This window comes from Neobacillus drentensis NBRC 102427, from assembly GCF_001591445.1.
GTDB lineage: Bacteria > Bacillota > Bacilli > Bacillales > Cytobacillaceae > Neobacillus > Neobacillus drentensis.
In genome coordinates this window covers 26673-45606 of sequence record NZ_BCUX01000020.1, presented here as the reverse complement: position 1 = coordinate 45606, position 18934 = coordinate 26673, and the positions used below count along the sequence as shown (strand labels likewise).

Genomic DNA, 18934 nt, shown 5'->3' with positions numbered 1-18934 from the left:
ATTAAAAAAACTAAATAAGTTCATACCCCGGTAAGGTTAAAAATTCAGCAAACTCATCATTTAAGATCAACCTGTCAAACAGTTCAACGGCTTCATCAAATCGGCCGCCTTCAAAAGCTTCAGCACCTATTTCCTGTTTAACTTTTTCTAATTCCTCCACTTTGTATTGCTGATACATTTCCACGCTTACTTTCCGTCCGTCGTTCAGAATCCCCTTTGGATGGCGAATCCATTGCCATAGCTGGGCCCGTGAGATTTCAGCGGTTGCCGCATCCTCCATCAAGTTATGAATCGGGGCTGCGCCATTGCCGCTTAGCCACGAAGCAATATATTGGATGCCGACATTTATATTCATACGAACGCCCTCTTCTGTAATCGCCCCACCTGGTGATTCGAGCAAATCTTGAGCCTTCACCGTGATTTTCTGTTGTTTACTCGTGTGGATTTGGTTTGCCATCGGCATTTCACGATTGAAAACCTCTAGAGCTACCGGGACAAGACCGGGGTGTGCTACCCATGTTCCATCATGTCCATCACGGGCTTCACGTTCCTTATCCGCACGAACCTTGGCAAAGGCTTCCTCATTTGCAGCAGGATTGTTACGGATTGGAATTTGGGCAGCCATTCCACCGATTGCCGGTGCCTTGCGGCGGTGACAGGTTTGAATCGTTAAGAGCGAATACGAACGCATAAACGGAACCGTCATCGTTACCTGCGAGCGATCGGGTAAAATGACATCCTTGTGCTTACGCAGCTTTTTCAAGTAACTGAAGATATAATCCCATCTTCCACAATTCAATCCTGCAGAGTGATCTTTTAGCTCAAATAAAATCTCGTTCATTTCAAATGCGCCCATGATGGTTTCTAGTAAGACAGTCGCTTTAATGGTTCCATTGGGAATCCCAAGCTTCTCTTGCGCAAATACAAATACATCATTCCACAACCGTGCTTCCAAATGACTTTCAAGCTTTGGCAGGTAAAAATATGGCCCGGAATCCCTCGCAAGTAACTGGTTCACATTATGGAAAAAATACATTCCAAAATCGAAAAAACTTCCGGAAATAGGTTTGCTATCTAATAAAGTATGCTTTTCTACCAGATGCAGTCCGCGTGGTCGTACAAACAGAACAGCTGTCTTTTTATTTAGCTCATATTTTTTCCCATTCGGATTTTCAAAGGATATTGTTCGATTTACCGCATCTCGTAAGTTGATTTGTCCTTCGACGATGTTTTCCCATGTCGGTGAAGTGGCGTCTTCACAGTCAGCCATAAACACCTTTGCACCTGAGTTCAAAGCGTTGATGACCATTTTCCTATCGGTTGGACCGGTAATTTCGACCCGACGATCTTGCAGGTCATCCGGCAGTGGAGCAATGGTCCAGTCACCATGCCGGATATGTTTCGTTTCTGGGAGGAAATCTGGCAATTTTCCATCGTTAATTTCCACTTGGCGTTTTTGCCTGTACTGTAACAGTTCAACTCTTCTTTCGCCAAACTTTCGCTCTAACTCTTCAATAAAGTTTAATGCCTCTGGTGTTAGTATCTCATCGTACCGGGCTTTCACTGGCCCAACCACTTCAATGCCTGTCGTTTGCGTCGACATGAACTACATCACCTCTTTGTTATAATACAGCAACTATCTACGCTTTGTATTATATAACACGATTTTTAAAAATGGAACCACCTTTCTGAAAATTTTATAAAAATAGGTAAATACTCCCTGTAGCTTGTTTTTTCGAGGAAAAATATCCATAAAATAAAGTTAAAAGATGTTTTCAAGGGATAAAATCATAAAGACAGGGTGAATTTTTATTAATATGCAAAAAGGATGTCCCAGCGGAATCGCTATGAACATCCTTTAAAGATTGCTTTTTAGAAATCATAATTTCCTGCATTTTCTTTCGTGAAGTCAGTTGGTGGTCCCATAATGACAGTTTTACCATCTTCCCACACTTCAATTTTTCCAACATTTTTTACTTCTTGTCCATCTTGTGGCATTTTACCTTCAGCTAAATCTTTTGCAAGAGCAACTGTTAAATAACCCAACTTATCAGGCTCCCAGAGAATCGCTAAATCTAAAGCACCGTCTTCAAGGAATGGGATTGAATCTTTTGGTAAATTAGCACCAATTATCGCAATTTTATCTTGAAGTCCCTTTTCTTGAATCGCTTGAGCAGCACCAAGTGGAGCAATAGTTGAAAATGCCATAATACCTTTTAAATCAGGGTATGATTTGATTAAATCAAGTGTTTTTTGATATGCCACTGGTTGTTTTTCATCTGTAGCAATTTTGTCAGATACTAATTTAAGACCAGGATAATTTTCTTCAAGCTCTTTCTTAGCCCCATCAATCCATGAATTTAAGTTAGCCGCTGAAAGACCACCTGTTAAAATAGCGATTTCGCCTTTTTCAGTACCCATTTGTTCAACTAAAGACTTTGTAATATGACGGCCGTAAGCCTCATCATCGATTTGGTGCACGGATAAATCAACTACTGATTGATCTGCTGGAGTATCCCAGTCCATTACTTTAATTCCAGCATCTTTAGCTTTCTTTAATACAGGAGTTAAAGCTGCTTGGTCATTCGGTGCAACTGCGATTACATCAACTTTTTGACTAATTAAATCCTCGATAACTTTAACCTGTTGAGCTGCGTCAGCTTCAGTTGGCCCAGTATAAATAACATCAACACCCAAATCTTTCCCAGCTTGAACAGCACCTTTTTCAGATGCATTGAAATAAGGAATTCCTATTAGTTTTGGTACTACTGCAATTTTGAGTTTCCCAGATTTATCAGCATTTTCACTTCCATTAGCTTTGCTTGTTGTTCCAGAGTTTGAAGAAACACAACCTGCAAGCAGGCCAACCATTAATACTACTGATAATATAGCTCCTAATAACTTCTTCATTATAATTCCCCCTCTTTACTAAGATAATTTATGGTTCATCTGAAATAATTTTCAGAATTCTCCCTTAAGCTACTAACGTTTCTTGTTGTGCTTTTTTCTGAGATTTCTCATCTACTTTTGCTTTAACAAAATTAAGAATTAATACTAGTATTAGGATGGCTCCCATAATGATCCCTACAATAGAACGAGGAACCTCTAATAAATTTAATCCACTTGAAAGTACTTGGAAAATTATAACAGCGTAAATAGTTCCCATTACCTTTCCATAGCCACCCTGAATGTCAGTCCCTCCTAAAACAGCTGCTGAAACACTTTGTAATAGGTAAGAAGATCCAAGGTCAACCTTTGCCATATTATATCTGGATGTCATGATAATGGATGCCACAGCTGCAAGTAGGGCAGAATATAAATAAACTCCCATTAGAACTTTGTTAGTATTTACACCTGAAAACAAAGTAGCAATTGGGTTACTTCCCAACATGTATACATTACGGCCCCATTTTGATTTATTCATTAGAATAGCGGTCAAGACAGCGAAAATCACGAAGATTAGTAGTGATAAAGGAACTAAGCCCATGTAATAACCATTCCCAATTAAGCTATAAGCTTCGCTAAAACCAGAAATAGAATTACCTTTTGTTATCGTTAGGATTACACCTTCAAATAAAGTCATTGTTCCTAATGTAACGAGAATGGCAGAAACACCAATCTTGGATACTATGAATCCATTAATAAATCCACACAATAAACCAACAACTAATCCAACAAGAATGGAAATTAAAATCGAGTATCCATGACTTTGCATAATTGCAATAGCTACACCTGATAGGGCTGCTGAATATGTTATCGAAAGATTGATCCCACCTGTTACGATAACCACCATCATCCCTAATGCGATCAAACCAAATTCAGGAATTTGAAACAGCATATTACTAATATTTTGTTGGCTTAAGAAACCTGGTGCAATAATGCACATTCCAATAGTCAACACCAAAGCAATTAAACCTAAAACACTTTCCTTTGATAACCCTTTCAAAATATTCACCCCTTCCTCATGCTTCTACTTCAATTTTTGCCAGCTTATCCTTTGACCGTTTATATTGAATCTGATCGAATGTAACAGCTAACAATATAATTGCCCCAACAACTACTTTTTGCCAGAAAACATCAATATGCGCTAAGATTAGGCCATTTTGCATGATTCCTAATAATAGAACACCTAAAAAAGTTCCAATAATTGTTCCACGGCCACCCATGATATTGGCACCACCTAGAACAACTGCAGCAATAACTTGCATTTCAAAGCCAAGAAGTCCATTAGGATCTACAGCTTTTGTATAGGACAACTGGGCAATAGCTGCTACGCCAGCCAAAAGTCCCATAAAACCGTATACAAAAATTTGAACTTTATCAAAGTTAATTCCCGCACGGATGGAAGACTCTTTATTACCACCTATAGCTAATACTTCACGTCCGATTACCGTATACTTCAATAAATACCATGCTCCGATTGAAATAAGAGCGAAAAGAATGATTAATATAGAGATACCAAAGATCTCGAAATTTGCAAATTTTACAAATATTTTTGGAAAACTAGTACTGTTTAGATATTGCCCATTTGTAATGTATAAAATAATCCCATTGATCATACTCATTGTACCTAGAGTCACCACAATAGCTGGAATTTGAATCTTAGAAACTAGCATTCCATTCAATGCTCCCAAAATAACCCCTATTAACGGTGCGATAATAAACATTAAAACGATTGATATAGGACTATCTGGTAAGAAAACCAGGATTTTACCAAGAATAACAATGACTGCCGTAGTGACAGCTGCAACTGATACGTCAATTCCACCTGTAATAATGACGAGCGTCATACCAATCGCTAATATACCAAGGACAGCGTTTCCTTTTAAGATGTCCGTAATATTCTCAAAGGTAAAGAATACAGGGCTTATAAAAGACAGTACGATCGAAAGCATGACTATAATCAAAGCAATACTCATTTCTTTTGATTTAAGGATTGATTTCACATCGACACCCCGCTTTCAACTATCACTTTTCCTTTGCCTTGGTTTTTGTTCTCTTTTGATACTTTGGATCCAAGCAAAGCGTAATTCATGATATTTTCTTGTGTTGCTTCTTCAATAGCTAGTTCACCAGCTATTCTTCCATGCCTCATTACTATAATACGATCACTAACTGCTAATACTTCAGGAAGTTCTGATGAAATTACAATTACTCCCATACCTTCTGAAGCAAGCTTCCTTAAAAGTTTATGGATTTCAGTTTTTGCACCGATATCAATACCATTGGTAGGCTCATCAATAATTAAAAGCTTTGGTTTTGTTGATAACCATTTTCCAATAACTACTTTTTGTTGGTTTCCGCCTGACATTTTACCAGTTTTCAAATTAGGCAATGCCGGCCGGACATCTAAAGTTTTAATATAGTGATTAGCCAAGTCAACCTCTTTTTTACGACTAATTAATCCGAATGCGTTTCGTAAAGTTTTTAAAACTGGAAGTGAGATGTTATTGATGATAGATTGTTCTAGAATTAACCCCTGAGTCTTCCTGCTTTCAGGAATATAGGCAATTCCCTTTTTTACAGCATCTTCAGAAGACTTGATTGTGACACTCTCACCATTAATTTTTATTTCACCTGTAACTGGAGTATTGATTCCAAATATAGCTTGAGCGAGTTCAGTACGTCCTGATCCCATGAGACCAGTAATACCTATAACCTCTCCCTGCTTTAATTCAAAAGAAATATCCTTAAAATTACCCTCCTTGGACAAACATTTAACCTCAAATACTGTTTGACCAATTTGGATTCCGCCTTTATTTTTTTCATATAATACTTGTCTGCCTACCATTAAATTAATTAATTTATCTTCATTGAGTTCTTTACTTTCATATGTTCCCACATACTTTCCATCACGTAGGACAGTAAACCGATCGGAAACGGTAAAGAGCTCTTTTAGCTTATGACTTACAAATATAATTGAGATACCCTTTTGTTTAAGATTATTTATTACTTTATATAGCTTTTCTACCTCTCCAGCAGAAAGTGATGATGTAGGTTCATCCATTACAATTAATTTCGCTTCAAACGCCAAGGCCCTAGCGATTTCGATTAATTGTTGTTGGGCAATGCTTAGCTTTTCGACTGGTAAATTCAAATCAATTTGAACGTCTAATTCTTTTAATGCGCTTTCAGCAATCTCTTCGATATGTTTCCAATTAACCTTTTTTAGGCTGTTACTATTACTATCTCTACCTATAAAAATATTTTCTGCTACAGAGAGGTTAGGGAATAAACTTAAATCTTGATAGATTATTGAAATACCTTTTAAAGTAGCATCAATTGGTTTTTTAATATCAGCTTCTCTGCCTTCAAAATAAAACTCTGCACCTGGGTCAGCATCATAGATTCCTGCTAGAATTTTGATAAGCGTTGATTTACCCGCTCCATTTTCACCTATTAAGGCATGAACTTCTCCTGGTTCTATCTCAAGCTTTACATTATCAAGGGCTTTTACACCTGGGAATGTTTTGCTAATATGGTTCATTTGCAGTATATACTTAGACATCAAACCCCTCCTCTAAATCCATTTTAATTTCTTTCTTCCATCACTTTACTTCAAACTAGTTCCTCCCTGGATAAGCCTTTTAATTTATGACTTAAGCATTTAATGCCTTATTTCCTACAGGATCACTGTTCTCTCTCTTAACTGCAGGTCCTTCTTGTTCTATTTTTAGGAAATTTGCAAGAACAAATCCTAATAAATAAAATCCTGCTAAGGACCAAACTAATCCTTCTGTTCCGAGCATTGTATATAGAATACCAGCTAAAGCTGGTGCAATAAATTGACTTAATCCGGCAGAAAGGTTATGAATCGACATTGCTGCCCCTCTGTTTTCTGGATCAATTGCTGCAAAGATCGCGGACATTTGAGCAAATGCACCAAGAACTGCTCCAAAGAAACCTGAGACACATACCATTAACCAAAAATTAGGACCAAAAGTGATTGGTACGTAATAGAATAGTAAACAAGAAATCGCTACTCCGATACAACCAAAATATTGAACAACTTTGTGCCATGCCATTTTGCTAGCAACAAAACCCCAGAATAAATTAAAGAAAATATTAACTAAGTACATAGCACCCCATATTTGTAGCCATTGAGATGTAGTAAAACCAACTTCCTCGCTTGTTAAAAACAATGGCATCGCCACAACAAAACCATAAACAGCCAATTGATTAATAATCCTTACTGCAGATGCAATCGCAATCTTTTTATTAGTAAATAGTATCGTAAAGCCATTCTTAATCGTTTCTGATGGATTCTCATCTTTTGGTTTTTCATAGTTTCCTTTTGTCATAAGAACTCCAACTAATCCACCAATTATGACAAAAATTAATCCTAACCAAAGTGATCCGTTATAGCCTATAGCAGGGATGGTGAAGCTCGGCATGTAAGAACCGAATACGCCAATACCTAATGAATGGGCAAACCAGAACCACCCCATTGCTGTAGGAAGTTTTTTATGTGGTGTAGCATAAGCTATCCAAACAACAAATGAATAAGCGAATAACGGGAAACCAAATCCACGTAATCCATACATAACCATCATCATATTTAGATTTTCTGGAACTGTGCCAAGTGTGATAAAACCAACGTGAAACAAGACCCATATAATTAGTCCAACTAACATGGTACGTCTTGGTCCCCAAATATCAGCAAATAAAGCTGCTAACCATGATCCAATCGCTACAGTGACACCGTATATAGTAAAGACCATAGCTGATTGTCCGGCAGTAAATCCCATTTCTACAATTTGTTTTGATAGAAATGCTTGCTCAATACCGTCTCCTGTCATAAAGATCATAATTGCAATAAATCCCCAAAAAAGTGCTACAGGCATTCCTAAAATCGTTTTTTGTTCTGGATTAGGTAGTGCGCTTACATTTTTCATAATGAATTCCTCCTCAGAAGCTAATTACTAAATTTTAAATCTATTTTTTATAATTGAAATTCTTCTCAAGTAAAAATAAATAATTTTAGTACATAATCATTCCACCTGTAATGAGCACTATTCTTTTTTCACTCATTTCCCCCCCCCTAAAAAGACCTTAATAAATATGAAAAATCATATCTTCAATAATAACGATGTAACCGATTACGTAAAGGGTCAAAAAAATATAAATATCCATAACCTCTTAATTTATACGGTTATTACAAGATAAATCTTAATCAATATACTAGCATATCCTATTTTCCAACGCAACCGGTTACGAATATTTTTTTCTAATTATAAAAAATGGTATTTATTCATATAAACAGGAGGTTTATTGGGTGCGAATTCAATTAAATTTCCTGTTTGACAAAACAAATTAAAGAATGATAACATTCATGTAATCGGTTACGTTCATGATTAATATGATTTTTAACCACTATCTCTGAAATAAATGTAACAAATGCAACAAAGGTGAAGGTTATCGTAGAACTCAAACTATTCAAAACCTATACTTAAAAATTTTCACCAATATAATCAGGAGGCTATAATATTATGACTTTAATTGGTCCGTCTTTAATGTGTGCAGATATGGGAGTTTTAAAAGAAACTGTAATAAGACTTGATCAGGCAGGAGTTGATTTTTTTCATCTAGATGTAATGGATGGAAGCTTTGTTCCAAATTTTACAATGGGGCCTGATTTGATTAAGAGTATAAAACCTTACACAAACAAACCATTTGATGTCCATTTAATGGTTAAAAACCCTGAAATCCACTTAGATACTTTTATCGACGTGGGTGCTGATATGATTTCTGTTCATGCCGAAGCAACAGAGCATTTACAAAGAACATTACAAACAATTCGTAATAACGGGTTAAAAGCAGGAGTTGCTTTAAATCCGTCTTCACCAATTGAAGAACTTAAATATGTTTTAGATGTAGTAGATTACGTTACTGTTATGACTGTTAACCCTGGATTTGCTGGTCAAAAATTCATTCCTTTAATGTATAAAAAGGTAAAAGATTTAAAACGTATGATTGATAGTGAAGGCTATAACATTGATATTCAAGTTGACGGAAATATTGGGTATGAAACGATTCCTGGAGTTTTAGAAAACGGAGCGAACATGCTCGTTTGTGGTACGTCATCTTTATTCAAACCAGAGATCACGTTTGAGGAAGCTGTTACAAAATTAAAGGAATTTATCACAAGTCAAAAAGAAAATCAATTCGAAGCAAATCTTAAGTGAATGTGGAGTGGTAGTAATGGAAGAGATAACCGTAGTTGGAAGTATAAATGTTGACATCGTTGCCTTTACGAACCATTATCCGAACCAAGGGGAAACTATTTTTGGAAAGAAGATGGTGACACTTCCAGGAGGAAAAGGGGCAAATCAGGCTGTTGCAAGTGCACGCTTAGGGAAAAAAGTGCATATGATCGGTTCGATCGGCACTGATTTATATGGTGATACTATGATTAAATCTATGAAAGATAACGGAATCAATACATCTTGTGTAAAGCGAGTACAAGAAAATTCTACTGGATGTGCGATTATTACAATTGATCATACAGCCGAGAATACAATGCTTGTCGTTAAAGGCGCAAATGATGAATTAACGGCAAAGGATATTCAAGATGCTTTCTCCAAAATCAATAATAGTAAAGTATTACTCGTACAGATGGAGATTCCTGAAGAAGCAGTAATTGAGTCAATGATTCAAGCAAGAAATAAAGGCATGTTTGTTGTTTTAGATCCAGCACCAGCAGATGGTATTACAAAACGGGCGTTGCAATATGCAGATTTAATCGTTCCGAATAAACAGGAAACAAAACAACTAACTGGCATTAATGTCATAGATTTAGATTCTGCTCATCAAGCAGCCGAATATTTTAATCGAATGGGTGTGAAAAACTCCATCATTAAAATGGGCGACAAAGGATCTTTAGTTTATGAAAGTGGAAAAACAGAATATATCCAAGCTATTCAAGTGACAGCAGTGGACACTGTTGGGGCAGGAGACTCATTTGCCGGAGCAATTGGTTCTGCAATTGCTGATGGAGCAGGCCTCGTTGCGGCAGTGAAATTTGCAACCATTGTAGCCGCTTTAAAAGTAACAAAGCAAGGTGCACAGGACGGAGTTCCAACTATAGAGAAGGTAAATGAATTTTGTGCAGAGAGAGGACTTTCACATTATTTATTAGAAGTAGTACAAGCATAAATTAGTCGATTATTACTAAACTAACAACAGCGCAGCTTTCACACAAACCGTTCAGAAAGAATGATCACTAAAAAGTTATTCAACTACTAAAAAGACTCCTATCTGTTAGGAGTCTTTTTTATTACCTACATTCGTTTTATCGCATAGAAGATTCACGTAGAATTAGTTCTACATCGAGTTCCATCTTACGGGAATCGGATTCTGGTTCTCGACTTAATCTAATTAGTTCTTCCATTGCCATTTTCCCCATTTCATAGATTGGTTGTTTAATGGTAGAGATAGGCGGGTTAGTATATTGCGTCATGTCAATTCCATCGAATCCTATAATTGCCAATTCATCTGGTACCTTACGCCCCCATTCATGAGCAGCTTTTAATAAGCCAATGGCCATCAAATCATTGGAAGCAAAGACTCCATCTATATCCGGATGACGCTGGAACAGTTCTTTCATACAAAGGTAACCACTTTTTACACTAAAATCTCCAAGAGCAATCCAACTTTGATCAAACCAATCAAATTCTTTTACATAATCCCTATATCCCCACATTCTCTGAACAGCTGTAAAATCATCTTCTGGTCCTCGAATCAATCCAATTCGTTTACATCCAATATCAATTAGATGCTTCGTAGCCACCTGGGCTCCTATTCGATGTTTAACTATTATAGAAGAAAATTCATGAGTTGAGAAGGTTCTGTCAAGTGTAACAACAGGAATCCCATTAGAATGAAGTTCCTTTAAATCTTCATTAGTCAAGTTAAGAGAATTTATAATAACTCCATCTACATATCTTTCTTGCAGAGAAACAAGATAATTGTTTACCTTCTCTCGTTCATCATCCGTATTACAAAGAAAGATATTTAAACCGTAAGAATTCGCTACATCTTCGGCCCCTCGTGCTAATTCAGGAAAAAAGGGGTTACTTATAGTAGGAACAAGTAAAGCAATCGTGTTAGATTTTCGACTTGTTAAACTACGTGCAACCACATTTGGTTTATAACCTAATTCCTTAATAATGGCATGTACTCTAGCAACCGTTTCAGGAGTTGCCTGACCTTTATTATTAATAATTCTTGACACAGTTGCTGTAGAAACTCCTGCTTTAGCAGCAACATCTCTAATTGTAGTCAATTGTACTACCTCCGCGAACGTTACATATGTTACGATAAAAATAATATGAACACATGTATATCTTTTACGTAACCGATTTCCAAAATCATATCATTCTTTAATTTAATCTGTCAATTCAAGTAGGAATTACTTAGTCTGTTTAAAACAATCTTCTATCCTTGGTTTACTCTAATTTAATATACTAATAATCCGATTGAATCCTTTGGTAAGGTCATGAACTTAGGATAACGGGATATATTGGCGGTACCACTGCACCTTGTTTTTTCGAGGAAAAATAGCATAAAAAAAGGACGTCAGTGACATCCTACATTGCGGTCATGATTGGCGCGTTTCTTTAAGCAGCGCTTCATATAACCTGATAAAATCATCTTCTCTATTTGCACTAGTTAAGAAATCCGAACTGACAATGGTTTTTAATAGTTTTCTTTTCAAGGAGGCATCTTCTACTTCCTTCAAGATCCATTTTCGTTTGGACGAAAGAAATTCAAGGTAGCTTTCATACGAATCATCAAACTGATCCTCGAGCTGCTCCCGAATTTTGCTGGCGAGAGTTGGGCTTGCTCCTCCTGTCGAGACAGCAATGCTCAATTGTCCACGTCTAAAATGGGCTGGGACATGAAATATGGAGCCACCTGGATCATCTGCTATCGTTACAAGCTGGTGGGCTCCAGCCATTTTCTTAATCGACTGATTGAGTTGTGGATTGTTTGTGGCAGCAAAAATCATGAATGCATCATCCATGTCACTTAAAGCAGCAGACTTTTGCTTCCAAACAATTACACCCTCCCGATGAAGTCCTTGAATTTCATCTGTTGCCTCCGGACTGATGACGACAACTTCTGCCCCGGTATCAAGCAGTCCCTTCACTTTCCGCTCGGCAACCTTACCGCCGCCAACAATGACAACCTTTTTACCTACTAACCTTAGTGTCACGGGATAGCCTGAATGCATCTTCTACACTTCCTCGACAGGACGACGAGCTGCTAAATATTCTACCAGCGCTTGTTTCGTTGCGTTTGCTGGCGTTCCAATTGACGGAAAGCCTGCCTTTACAACGGCAGCTTCTGTTTGTTTTCCCATGCTGACGATTTGCAGTCCTTTTAACAGTTCAGCTGCATTCATGTCACCTTCACTTAACGCTATCAAAAATGGCTCAACAGAGGAACTGCTTGGGAATACCATGGTGTTCACGTCCGCTTCATCTAACATTCTTTTAAAAAGAGGCAGGAATTGATAATCAAGCTCTTTCTTGCTGGTCACCAAAAGATCTGCAGAATCAAACTCTTTTTTCAAGATACTATCGTCTCCGACAATCAGCAAAGCACTCGGCTCGCTCAATTCATCCGCATGTGCAGCAATAAAGCCTCGATTATTTAATGCTTTTATAGATTTCACAGAAGCGCCAAAGAAATCAGCACAAATGGTTCGGATATCGATTCCGCTCTCCATTACCGCTGTGAAAAATTCATTTACACTTTCTGGTGAGGTAAAGAGAATTTTCTCAAAGGCTGTCACTTTTGCTAAATCAACTGGCAATGAAGTCCGTTTCCACTTCGGAAATTCAATTACATCGGCGCCTTGGTCAATTAATTCCTTTGCTAATTCACTTGGAGCATCACTCGTCCTGGCAAGCAGGATTTGCCGTCCATGCAACGGCATTTTCTCGAACCAGCTGATTTTTTCGCGAAGTGCAATGACTTCACCTACTAAGATAATTGACGGGTTGCTAAACTTTTCCTCGATAACCTTCTCGGAGATATCAGCAAGCGTTCCTTGTAATGTTTTTTGACGGCCAAATGTCCCCCATTGAATTAAAATAACAGGTGTTGACGCCTGTTTTCCATAGGTGATGAGATTTTCGCAAATAAACGGTAAATTGCCAACTCCCATGTAAAAAGCAATCGTATCGACACCACGGGCAAGTCCTTCCCAGTCTAGTACCGGTTTGCCCTCTTTTGATTTGTCATGAGCGGTCACGACTGCAAATGACTCGGCATACTCACGATGGGTAACAGGAATTCCTGCATATAGGGGGGCTGCAATCCCCGATGAAATGCCAGGAACAATTTCAAAAGGAATTTGGTACTCGGCCAGGGAGGCCGCTTCTTCGCCAACTCTGCCAAAAACGCCCGGATCGCCGCCTTTTAATCGAACAACCCGCTTTCCTTCAAGCGCCTTCTCAACCAAAAGCTCGTTGATATTCCCTTGGCGTAGAATATGGCGATTCGGTAACTTTCCGCAATAAATCAGTTCGCAATCCGCTGGGGCAAACTCCAATAGCTTGGGATTGGCAAGCCGGTCATATAATATGACTTCGGCTTGCTTAATGGCCTCCAGTCCCTTAACGGTGATTAAACGGATGTCCCCCGGCCCTGCTCCTACTAAAAATACTTTCCCCTTTTTCATCCTGCAGCCATCCTTCCCATTTCGCTCTTATCTGATTATAAAAACGATATCTTCCTCTAATTCAACCTTAAATGTCCGTACTTGACCTTCATCCGGTGCTTGTACTTTACCATCTTTTAAGGATATTTTCCAATCATAGAGGGGGCAATATACATATTCACCACTAACAAGTCCTTCTGAAAGGACGCCACCTTTTGGATGGGGGCTGCGGTTTTCAACGGCATAAACCTCTCCACTGGTTAATTTAAATAGAGCGATTTCTGTGTCATCAATTTTAAGTGAATAGCCTGACCGAACTCTTATATTTGAATAGTTTGCCACTGGAATCCGAGTTAATGTTTGTAGCATATTAATCACTCCCCAACCTTGATTGTATGTTTTGCATAATATTTATCTTGAATTTCTTCACTCTGAATCGCTTCATTCCAAGGCTCGATATACTTTTTCAATGTCTTATCCATGCGCTCGTTCAAGCCCTTTCGCGTATCCTCGTTTGCAAGAACCTCTCTCACATGATCCAGGCCGACACGTTCGACCCATTTAGAAGTACGCTCCAGGTAATTGGCTGTTTCACGATAATATTGCAGGTAGGCACCCGTCATTTCCATTACTTCTGCTTGCGTTTTCACCGTACATAGGAGGTCACCCGCGCGGAGGTCGACACCGCCGTTACCAGCGACATAAATTTCCCAGCCGCCATCAATGCCGACAAAACCAATGTCTTTGATACCTGCTTCAGAGCAATTTCGTGGGCAAGCAGACACACCCATTTTAACTTTGTGTGGTGTATCTAAGCGTTCAAATTTCTTTTCCAGTTCGATTCCAAGCGCCATCGAATCTTGTGTTCCGTAGCGGCAGAATTGTGCGCCGACACAAGTTTTGACTGTCCGAAGTGTCTTTCCATAAGCATAACCGGACGGCATATCTAACTCTTCCCACATCGCTGGCAGGTCTTCTTTTTTCACCCCGAACAAACCAATTCGTTGTCCACCTGTTAATTTTACAAGTGGAACTTCATACTTTTCAGCAATCTCGGCAATTTTTTTCAAATCAGCCGCGGTCGTTACCCCGCCGTACATTCTTGGGACAACTGAGTAAGTTCCGTCCTTCTGGATATTAGCATGCATTTTTTCATTAACAAGACGGGAGTCACGGTCATCTTTGTATTCATCCATATGAATCATGCCTAGGTAGTAGTTGATAGCCGGACGGCATTTGGTACAGCCTTCCTCATTGTTCCACTCCAGAACGTTCATGACTTCTTTTACACTAGTTAAGCCTTTTTGTTTAATTTCAGCTACAACTTCATCACGGCTTAGTGTGGTACACCCGCAAAGGCTTGTCTTTTGTGCTGCCGCTTCATCAAATTGATCCCCAAGTGTATGTGTGAGAATACTGCTTACCATCGGCTTACACCGTCCACATGAACGGCCGGCGTTCGTGCAATGGCTCACCTGGTCTAACGTTGTTAACCCTTGAGTTTTGATGGCTTCGACGATAGCCCCTTTTGTAACGCCATTACAGCCGCAGACTAATTCATCATTCGCCATTGAAGCGACATCGTCATTGCTGCCTTCTGCACTGCATTCGGATTGCAGCACTGAAATGCTGGTCATTCCGCTGATATCTTCTTTCTTCGTCAGCATCCGGAATAACTTGGTGCTATCCTTGGTGTCACCATATAGCACGACACCAACAATCATGTTATTTCTTGTTAAGATTTTTTTATAAACACCATCATACTCGTTATAGACCATGATCGATTTTGTTGTGCCATCTTCAAAAATTTCTCCAGCAGAAAACAGGTCAACACCTGCTACCTTTAATTGTGTTCCCGTAACTGAGCCTTGATATGGTTCGCCAAGATTCCCACAAATACGGTTGGCAAGCACCTTTCCTTGTTCATACAATGGGGCCACCAAGCCATAGACAATCTCGCGATGCTCGGCACATTCCCCAACAGCATAAATGTGAGGGACGCTTGTTTCCATGAAGTCATTGACCACGATCCCGCGATTTACATAGATTCCGTTGTTTCTTGCAACTTTTACATTAGATTTAATCCCTATTGCCATCACAACCAAGTCGGCTTCCACCTGGGAGCCATCTTTAAAACGAAGACCGGTAACACGTTCGTCGCCGAGAATTTCCACGGTTTCTTTTTCCATGAGGAAATTCATACCTTGCGCTTCTAGCTCTGCTTTAAGTAAAGAGGATGCAACCGGGTCCAGCTGACGCTCCATGAGATGTGGCATTAAATGAACCACGTCGACTTTCATCCCTAAGTTTAATAGTCCTCTTGCTGCTTCGAGTCCGAGGAGTCCGCCACCGATGACGACCGCCTTTTTATATTGCTGCGCTGACTTGATCATCATTTCACAATCATTTATATCACGAAACCCAGTCACACCGATTTTGTCTGCACCTGCAATGGGCAGGATGAAGGATTTCGAGCCTGTGGCAATAATCAATTCATCATACTCGACTTCTCTGCCTAGATTACTAACTACACGCTGTTCCTCAACATTGATGTTAACAATGGTTTCTCCAGTAAATAATTGAATATTATTTTCTTTATACCAATCTAATGGATTGATAATAATATCTTCGAAGTTTGTATCGCCCTGCAGGATATTTGATAGTTTTATCCGGTTATAGTTTGGATATGGTTCTTGGCCAAAAATAGTCATTTTAAATGGTTCAGTTGCTACTTTAAGAATTTCCTCCATCGTTCTTACGCCTGCCATACCGTTACCGATCATCACTAGTTTTTTCATTATCGGATCGCTCCTTATAGGTTACATCATGAATTTTGTACGTTAACAAGGTTCTCTTTATAGCTAAATTGTAAATGCTAGTGTTGATAAAAATTGTGAAGTTCATCACATTCTAAATAATATTTGTGAAACCTTTCACAAAATAGTCATAAACTAATTCTAAACACGTGTCTTATGGAAAACCACTATTAATATTATGCAAAAATAAAAAAGGGTGTCAGGCACCCTTTTTCTCATGCAGGTTGTTTATCTCTTTTACAGAAGATAAATGATTTTACATATGAATTTACCACTGGGACTAGAATCCCTATAATGGCAACCGGTCCGAGCTCCCATAATTTCAAAGGCGGTGTAACGAGCATATTTGTTTGATGGATTACAAACAAGGTAAGAAAATAGGCTATACTACCCGTTAAACCAGCAATCCAGTGGATTTTTTTAAATAATAAATATAGTAAGGGAATCAATATTAGCGTAATTGGTACATACGAGGTTGGATAACCCACTGCTGCAAACGTCGCTTTACCAACGAACCTTAACAGAATATATAGGGCTGTTGCCATCACAGGGATGGTATAATCCCGACAATATCGAATGATTAGAATCGTAAAAAGTGCAACCATTAAGATGGAATAAATGGGATATACCCATTCTGGAATCCCTCCAAAAATCTGCGAGGCAGGGTTTGAAATTAAATCTAGAATTTCCTGTGAGGCAATTGATTTTCCTTGAATGTACTGATGGTAAGAAATCGCTCCGTTTTCCTGCTGCATATTTGGAAACATCAAGCATTCGAGGAGAAACATCGCAAACCAGGTATGAAGTGACTTCCATGACGGTGGAATCTCTCTCGTATACAGAAAGTAACCGCGCCAAACCCCAAAAATCATCATAGCGGTTCCAATATAATAAATAAAATGAGTTGGACTCCAAGTGGTTAAATCAATTCCATAGGCAATATGGTAGGTAAAATCCAGGGGAATTCCAATTAGGAATATGACGTAGCCGATCGTTATCAAATTTCTAGAAAATCGCTCCATATGATGTGAGCGACGCCACTCTTGTATTAACAAAACCGCCCCTAAGGCAAAACCGAGCGTATTAACAATATGGGGAATTGAGTATTCTTCAAATAAATATTTAAAATGATAAGAAGCATCCCAGGCAGACCCAATAAATTTTAATAAAAAGGCAAGGACCCACAAACGGTAATATTTCAAACGATCTCATCTCCCCACTTTGGTTTATCCCAGTAAATCAAATATATCGCCAAAGATTGCGATAAGGATATAATTGACGGCTAAAGCAATCGCAAAGGTTATTCCCGCTAACCGAACGTTTTTCTGACGGAATAATTTATAGGTAAAAACAATACCGGCGCTGACAACAAAGACGTTACAGATCAAAAATGTCCAAAGTAAATTTTCACTATGTTCAACTGTTGTGACGTGCATTAAATAAAATGGAATCAACTTTACTCCTCCATACTTATACTTCCTCAATTCCCTTTTCTCTATATTATCATCATATTTAAGATAGTTACTATTTTATTAACATAAAATTCTTGCATTGGTTGATTTAGGTAATGTATTTTAAAGGATATAATCTTGTTTTTAAAAGGAGCGAATCCTCACTGAAGAAATTGATAATCACTATGTTTCTTATCAACACTTTGCTATTATCCGGATGTAATTCGCTAAAAGTCCCTAAGTCGAGCATGGACCATACTATGAGTGCTACTCCAACTGACGTGATACCAACAAAATCTGAATGGACGATCACAAATCATCCAAATGCAAATGAGGAAATTCCATTCTCCATTCTAATCAAGGATAAATCGGGTAAACCTATCCAAACCTTTGAAACAATCCATGAGAAAAAAATGCATTTATTTATTGTTAGTAAGGATTTATCTTATTTTTCACACATCCATCCAAAATATAAGGGAAATGGCGAATTTGATTTTACCACGAGTTTCCCTGCCGGCGGTGATTATAAGCTCATCTCTGAATTTACACCCAAGGGCGGTGGTGACCCTAGTGTAGAAAGTCAATGGGTGCATATTGATGGAGAAACCGCTGAAGGAATACCTCTCGTCCTCGACCAGAAACTAACCAAAGTAGTGAATGGAAAAAAAGTGACGCTCTCATTTGACCATATTATGGCCGGAATGACCGTTCATATGAATTTTACGATTCGTGATGCAGCAAGCAATCAACCGATAAAAAATCTGCAGCCATATTTAGGGGCCATGGGACACGCGGTCGCCATGAGCGGTGATGCGGAAAAGTATTTACACATCCATCCGATGGCAACAGAAGGAAATGGTCCAAAGGTAACCTTTATGACCGTGTTTCCTAAAAAAGGAATCTATAAGGTGTGGGGTCAGTTTCAACACGAGGGCCAAGTATTTACCGTTCCGTTTGTAATAAACGTAGAAAATTAAAAACAACCCCCTTCTCAGCTT

16 protein-coding genes are annotated in these 18934 nt (G+C 38.6%); 3 read left to right on the top strand and 13 right to left on the bottom strand.

Annotated features, from left to right (window positions below; translation table 11 throughout):
* Positions 1-10: 10 nt before the first annotated feature.
* The 6 genes from aceB to BDR01S_RS11310 all read right to left on the bottom strand — a co-directional run bounded on the left by aceB (position 11) and on the right by BDR01S_RS11310 (position 7895).
* Positions 11-1603, bottom strand: coding sequence for a malate synthase A (gene aceB, locus BDR01S_RS11335; RefSeq protein ID WP_066249791.1), 1593 nt, complete (start codon positions 1601-1603; stop codon positions 11-13).
* A gap of 269 nt (positions 1604-1872) precedes the next feature.
* Positions 1873-2910, bottom strand: coding sequence for an autoinducer 2 ABC transporter substrate-binding protein (locus BDR01S_RS11330; protein ID WP_066249788.1), 1038 nt, complete (start codon positions 2908-2910; stop codon positions 1873-1875).
* Between the two features lie 64 nt (positions 2911-2974).
* The gene (locus BDR01S_RS11325) at positions 2975-3946 is read right to left on the bottom strand and encodes an ABC transporter permease (protein ID WP_066363169.1); all 972 of its coding nucleotides are present in this window, start codon (positions 3944-3946) and stop codon (positions 2975-2977) included.
* 16 nt (positions 3947-3962) lie between these two features.
* Complete coding sequence (locus BDR01S_RS11320) at positions 3963-4946, bottom strand: ABC transporter permease (protein WP_082797396.1); 984 nt, start codon at positions 4944-4946, stop codon at positions 3963-3965.
* Positions 4943-6508, bottom strand: coding sequence for a sugar ABC transporter ATP-binding protein (locus BDR01S_RS11315; RefSeq protein WP_066249782.1), 1566 nt, complete (start codon positions 6506-6508; stop codon positions 4943-4945). Before BDR01S_RS11315 ends, BDR01S_RS11320 begins: the two co-directional genes overlap by 4 nt.
* A 91-nt stretch (positions 6509-6599) precedes the next feature.
* Positions 6600-7895, bottom strand: coding sequence for an MFS transporter (locus BDR01S_RS11310; protein ID WP_066249779.1), 1296 nt, complete (start codon positions 7893-7895; stop codon positions 6600-6602).
* A gap of 594 nt (positions 7896-8489) precedes the next feature.
* Between BDR01S_RS11310 and rpe the strand changes: the two genes are divergently transcribed.
* The gene (gene rpe, locus BDR01S_RS11305; protein WP_066363167.1) at positions 8490-9185 is read left to right on the top strand and encodes a ribulose-phosphate 3-epimerase; all 696 of its coding nucleotides are present in this window, start codon (positions 8490-8492) and stop codon (positions 9183-9185) included.
* A 16-nt stretch (positions 9186-9201) separates the two neighbouring features.
* On the top strand, positions 9202-10155 hold the full coding sequence (rbsK, locus tag BDR01S_RS11300; RefSeq protein WP_066249774.1) for a ribokinase: 954 nt from the start codon (positions 9202-9204) through the stop codon (positions 10153-10155).
* A gap of 136 nt (positions 10156-10291) precedes the next feature.
* Here rbsK and BDR01S_RS11295 read toward each other — a convergent pair whose 3' ends face one another.
* From BDR01S_RS11295 to BDR01S_RS11265, 7 genes are all read right to left on the bottom strand, one after another.
* Positions 10292-11284 (bottom strand): LacI family DNA-binding transcriptional regulator, encoded by a 993-nt coding sequence (locus BDR01S_RS11295; RefSeq protein WP_066249772.1) that lies wholly within the window; start codon positions 11282-11284, stop codon positions 10292-10294.
* Positions 11285-11599: 315 nt separating this feature from the next.
* On the bottom strand, positions 11600-12235 hold the full coding sequence (locus BDR01S_RS11290; protein WP_066249769.1) for a precorrin-2 dehydrogenase/sirohydrochlorin ferrochelatase family protein: 636 nt from the start codon (positions 12233-12235) through the stop codon (positions 11600-11602).
* 3 nt (positions 12236-12238) lie between these two features.
* Positions 12239-13690 (bottom strand): uroporphyrinogen-III C-methyltransferase, encoded by a 1452-nt coding sequence (cobA, locus tag BDR01S_RS11285; RefSeq protein ID WP_066249766.1) that lies wholly within the window; start codon positions 13688-13690, stop codon positions 12239-12241.
* Between the two features lie 27 nt (positions 13691-13717).
* The gene (nirD, locus tag BDR01S_RS11280) at positions 13718-14038 is read right to left on the bottom strand and encodes a nitrite reductase small subunit NirD (RefSeq protein WP_066249762.1); all 321 of its coding nucleotides are present in this window, start codon (positions 14036-14038) and stop codon (positions 13718-13720) included.
* Positions 14039-14043: 5 nt separating this feature from the next.
* The gene (gene nirB / locus BDR01S_RS11275; protein WP_066249760.1) at positions 14044-16467 is read right to left on the bottom strand and encodes a nitrite reductase large subunit NirB; all 2424 of its coding nucleotides are present in this window, start codon (positions 16465-16467) and stop codon (positions 14044-14046) included.
* A gap of 233 nt (positions 16468-16700) precedes the next feature.
* Entirely contained in the window at positions 16701-17687 is a 987-nt protein-coding gene (locus BDR01S_RS11270; protein ID WP_066249757.1) for a hypothetical protein, read from the bottom strand.
* Between the two features lie 24 nt (positions 17688-17711).
* The gene (locus BDR01S_RS11265) at positions 17712-17939 is read right to left on the bottom strand and encodes a hypothetical protein (protein WP_066249754.1); all 228 of its coding nucleotides are present in this window, start codon (positions 17937-17939) and stop codon (positions 17712-17714) included.
* A 182-nt stretch (positions 17940-18121) separates the two neighbouring features.
* Between BDR01S_RS11265 and BDR01S_RS11260 the strand changes: the two genes are divergently transcribed.
* On the top strand, positions 18122-18913 hold the full coding sequence (locus tag BDR01S_RS11260) for a DUF8832 domain-containing protein (RefSeq protein ID WP_235846546.1): 792 nt from the start codon (positions 18122-18124) through the stop codon (positions 18911-18913).
* Positions 18914-18934: the final 21 nt, after the last annotated feature.